We start from the raw sequence: 3,857 nt of genomic DNA, 5'->3' as shown, positions 1-3,857 counted from the left end.
AATGACAACCATATAAGATTATATAAAACAAAACTTGCCAACGAATCGCACTTCACTGAGTTGTCCAAAGACAGCTCAACGCTGTACGAGCGTTGGCAAGATTATGTTTTCAAACCTGCAGCTTTAAGAAGGGGACTTCCTAAAGAGAGGAGTTAGAATGCAGCTTACTGAAATGTACCTACATAGAATCCTCCATCGCTTTGTGTGGTATTTACAATAACCTTACTCTTGCTAAATTGCAACAAGTATGCCCAGTTAGAGTCGGCTGGAGAAGCACTTGATGACCAATAATATCCACTCTGTCCAATATCTGTCAACTGACCATTACTATTATATTGACCCAAAGCTGGTAAAAAGAAGGATCTACTTGCAAAATAATAGTTTACAGGTGCACCTTGAGTAGGAGTCACTACCAATTTATAAAAGTTATCACGCATATCCGTATATCCTGGACCTTGTTCAGGTTGGAATGATGTCAGCATTCTGATAAGTGATTTTTCACGGAACCACATACCACCCTTATACAAATGTCCCATTGCTGTCCACAGTTTATCATCATCCCAACGTGGATCACCATTCTTTACATACCATGCCATTTCATTAGCATTAGGCAGATTCTTACAAGAAGACGTTGCGTCCATACGACCAAAGCCTTCATTCTCATGGAAGTATCTATCACTACCAAAAGTTGGGAAGTTTGAATTGCTTTCATTTGCAAGCACAGGCTGCCAAGGGTTATCCGAGTTCCACTCATGATCATTCCAGTAATTCTTCTGTGCATCCCACATGTAGTACTTACTACCGTCGTAATCCGTTACATTGATATTGGCAGTCATATCATAGTAGTCGTTCTTCTCATAGTCGAATGCAGGATAAGTCTTAGTAATCGCACCCTCAACGTTTGTTGCATAGTCCTTAATCCAATAGCGTACGGTCAAGGCATGTGTACCAGGACGAATTACCACGTAAGCACCATTAGTTGCAAGGTCTGCTGTGCTGTTAGTCAATGGGAAACCATTAGCATAAGAGCCGCTACCCTTTGTTGTCATTGTAATACTCTTACCGCTTGCAGAACCTGTCAACTCACCTGTTGTTGTGTCAAGTGTGTAAGTACCAGTAATATCATTATCAGATGTTACCTCAATCTTTGTCAACTGACAATTCTTTACACCAGTATTGTTTGTAAAAGGCTGGAACACGAGGATAGCTGCCTGATGATCGAGACGGAAGTTAAATACGCCATTACCACCTGTTGCGTCTGCTGTACCACAATCACCTGCCTCACCAATATGTGTGGTGCTATTAGGCTGTGCCTGACTCTGTGCTGCAGAGATAGTTACGTTATTGTTAAGACCATTCTTACCAGGGTAATACACCTTATACGTTGTGCTGTTAGTGTACTTACCAGGAACCATGAACTTAAAGCTGGCAGTCTTCTCTGTTGGAGCATTGCTACTCTTCTGCCAAGTTCCGTTATCGTCCTTCACATAGATATGATCACCTGCCTCCCAGAAGAAAGCACCGTCGTCATAGTTGAGTGAAGTACGTGTTGCAGCAGCACCTGTCACGAATGAAGTGAGGTTGCTGTTGTTTTCAGTGTTTGTATCTACAGTGCTCTGTGCTACATCTTCATTAGAGCAAGACGCAAAAGCCATTACAATGCCACACAATGCTATTAATGATAGCAGGCGCACCTTAAAAGTCTGTTTTCTCATTATTAATATAGTCTTTTTTGCTTATTACTTATTTAATTAAAACTCTCTTTTGATTAATCTTCCCACAAAGAAGTATGTCCATTACTTGACGAAGTCTCGCCACCAACCTCAAGCCACTCTACTTCTTCCTTTGCGTTAGAGGCAGAAGGTCCTGTGCGGCGACGGCCTGGATTGTGCTGACTATGGAATGATGCATCTAACAAAAAGCTCTCACTGTTGACGCTCATTATCTCTGTCTGAGGCTTCTGATATCCCAATTTAATCTTATTCTGTTTCATAACTTATGGTATAAAATGCTGTTTATTTACTTGTTTTATTATCCTTATTCTCAATTTGTAGGACGCAAAAATGTTTACACTCACTTTTAAAAGTGGGAGTATAAGGGTGATATTGAACTGGTATTTAATCCTTATTCTGTTATCCTAATTGAAGAACTTTATGCAGTGTCACACTGCTCTTTTTACCTTATTATTTAACTAAAGTTTCCCACCCCTTAAAACACCAACTTTTCTCATTTTCCTTTGTCTGTCTTCCCCCATATCCATTGACTGTTAACACATGCCTAACAGAAGTTATGCAGACTATCCACATACTTCGTCCCATTTTTCCAACGCTTCAGCCATTACAAGGATTTTGCTCATCTCTTTGTCGTTTCCGCTGATTGTAGCCATAAGGTATTGGGGCGTCATTCCAAGTATTTCTCCTAAAATGCGAAGAATGCGTTCGATGCAGGTAAGAACTCGCTTCCATAACGTGAGTGCCATGAGATCACCCTCCATATCCGAAAAGAGTTCGCCCATGGTTTGATATTCTGTGAATCTCTTTTCCAAAGCCATGACGGTATATGTAAGGTAACACAGCGTTGCGTCGGCTATCTGACCATTAAAGTCACAACCTTGATAACCTCCTAATCCGAGATATTGCTTAGTCTCCTTGTTCATCACCTCTATGTTCCATCTAATCTGATACACTTCAAAGGCTTTTACGAAAGACATCGTTGTATCCGTGGTGAGCAGAACGTTCCATGCGGAGTTTCTACCATACTTGATGAGGAAGATTCTGATAGGTATATCTCCTAAGTTGCCGTTGAGCTGAATATATCGACATTTGTATTTACGACAGTTCTTTCCTCGTTCACGTTCATAGGTGGCAATGAGTTCTGCAGCATTTTTCTTTTTGCCCGATATAGTGTATTTTGTCTTTCCCATTTTTGCAAGTCCAACAAAGTGCATTGCCCCTTTACCTATGCTTCTAACACATGTCATAAGTTGCTCGCAGGTGAACCAACTATCGGTAATCACATACTTCGCATGTAACCCCATCTTCCATCCACGGCGAAGCATATCCATGGCAACTTCCAGCTTAGACATCTTACACTCTTGAAAGCGCTTATAATCAGGATTGCCGGTGTTCCTCTTGGTGTGATATGCCTTTTTGAGTTGCTGTCTTGTCAGCCCGTAGTTGCCTTGCTTCCCCTTTTCTTGATGTAGTGAAAAATCAAAGGGTATAGTTGTCTTGCCGTCAAAGAAGGCACAAAGTAACAGCTTGTAGCCCAATACGCATCTGCCTTTCATATGGTCGAAAACACGACTGATACCCTCCATCCTCACACCACTCTTCTCAAGTACGGTGTCATCTATAATGAAACATGTAGTGGTATCTGATTGAGGAACTTCGCCATACTTACGCAATAGGCACATATAACGCAGTGCAAAGTGGTTCATCAATCGTCTCCAATCCATCTGTGGGCGAATCATCATGCGATAGAAACAGTTCTTACCATGATTTGAAAGCTCATATATCTTATGTTTGCATATACTATGGATGCTCTCGCCCACAATGCGGAAGAGGCAAAGAGAGAGGAGCAACTCCGAAGCCGAAACTCCGTCCTGTTTCTCCAATGAAAGGCGAGATAATAGGTGACCGATGCCAAACTTGCCAAAAAGATGAAATAAATCATCACTCATTCGGGTTTTAACACTCAAAAGTTTGGATAACTCACTTATTTTCTCTATTTTTGCTTCCATAACAGTTTTGTTGTCTTGTCTTTAAAATCAGTTCTTTAGCGATTACTAATTTACAAAGAAAATTCGACAAACTGTTATTTTTCTATCTATTTATTTGGGTGGGAAACTTTAGTTA

At 40.8% G+C, this 3,857-nt stretch carries 3 protein-coding genes; all 3 read right to left on the bottom strand.

Annotated features, from left to right (window positions below; translation table 11 throughout):
• Positions 1-164: 164 nt before the first annotated feature.
• The 3 genes from HMPREF9969_RS11900 to HMPREF9969_RS11890 all read right to left on the bottom strand — a co-directional run bounded on the left by HMPREF9969_RS11900 (position 165) and on the right by HMPREF9969_RS11890 (position 3,742).
• On the bottom strand, positions 165-1,715 hold the full coding sequence (locus tag HMPREF9969_RS11900) for a hypothetical protein (protein ID WP_009436082.1): 1,551 nt from the start codon (positions 1,713-1,715) through the stop codon (positions 165-167).
• Positions 1,716-1,768: 53 nt separating this feature from the next.
• Positions 1,769-1,993, bottom strand: a complete 225-nt coding sequence (locus HMPREF9969_RS11895; protein WP_009436081.1) for a hypothetical protein — start codon at positions 1,991-1,993, stop codon at positions 1,769-1,771.
• A gap of 303 nt (positions 1,994-2,296) precedes the next feature.
• Entirely contained in the window at positions 2,297-3,742 is a 1,446-nt protein-coding gene (locus HMPREF9969_RS11890; RefSeq protein ID WP_005642186.1) for an IS4-like element ISBf8 family transposase, read from the bottom strand.
• Between the last annotated feature and the right edge of the window lie 115 nt (positions 3,743-3,857).

The organism is Prevotella sp. oral taxon 306 str. F0472 (genome assembly GCF_000257925.1).
Taxonomy (GTDB): domain Bacteria; phylum Bacteroidota; class Bacteroidia; order Bacteroidales; family Bacteroidaceae; genus Prevotella; species Prevotella vespertina.
This window is presented reverse-complemented; position numbering and strand designations above follow the sequence as displayed.

Excerpts from the sequence above, each read along its gene's own strand:
- HMPREF9969_RS11890 (WP_005642186.1), bottom strand. The coding sequence starts at position 3,742 with ATGGAAGCAAAAATAGAGAAAATAAGTGAGTTATCCAAACTTTTGAGT.
- HMPREF9969_RS11900 (WP_009436082.1), bottom strand. The coding sequence starts at position 1,715 with ATGAGAAAACAGACTTTTAAGGTGCGCCTGCTATCATTAATAGCATTG.
- HMPREF9969_RS11895 (WP_009436081.1), bottom strand. The coding sequence starts at position 1,993 with ATGAAACAGAATAAGATTAAATTGGGATATCAGAAGCCTCAGACAGAG.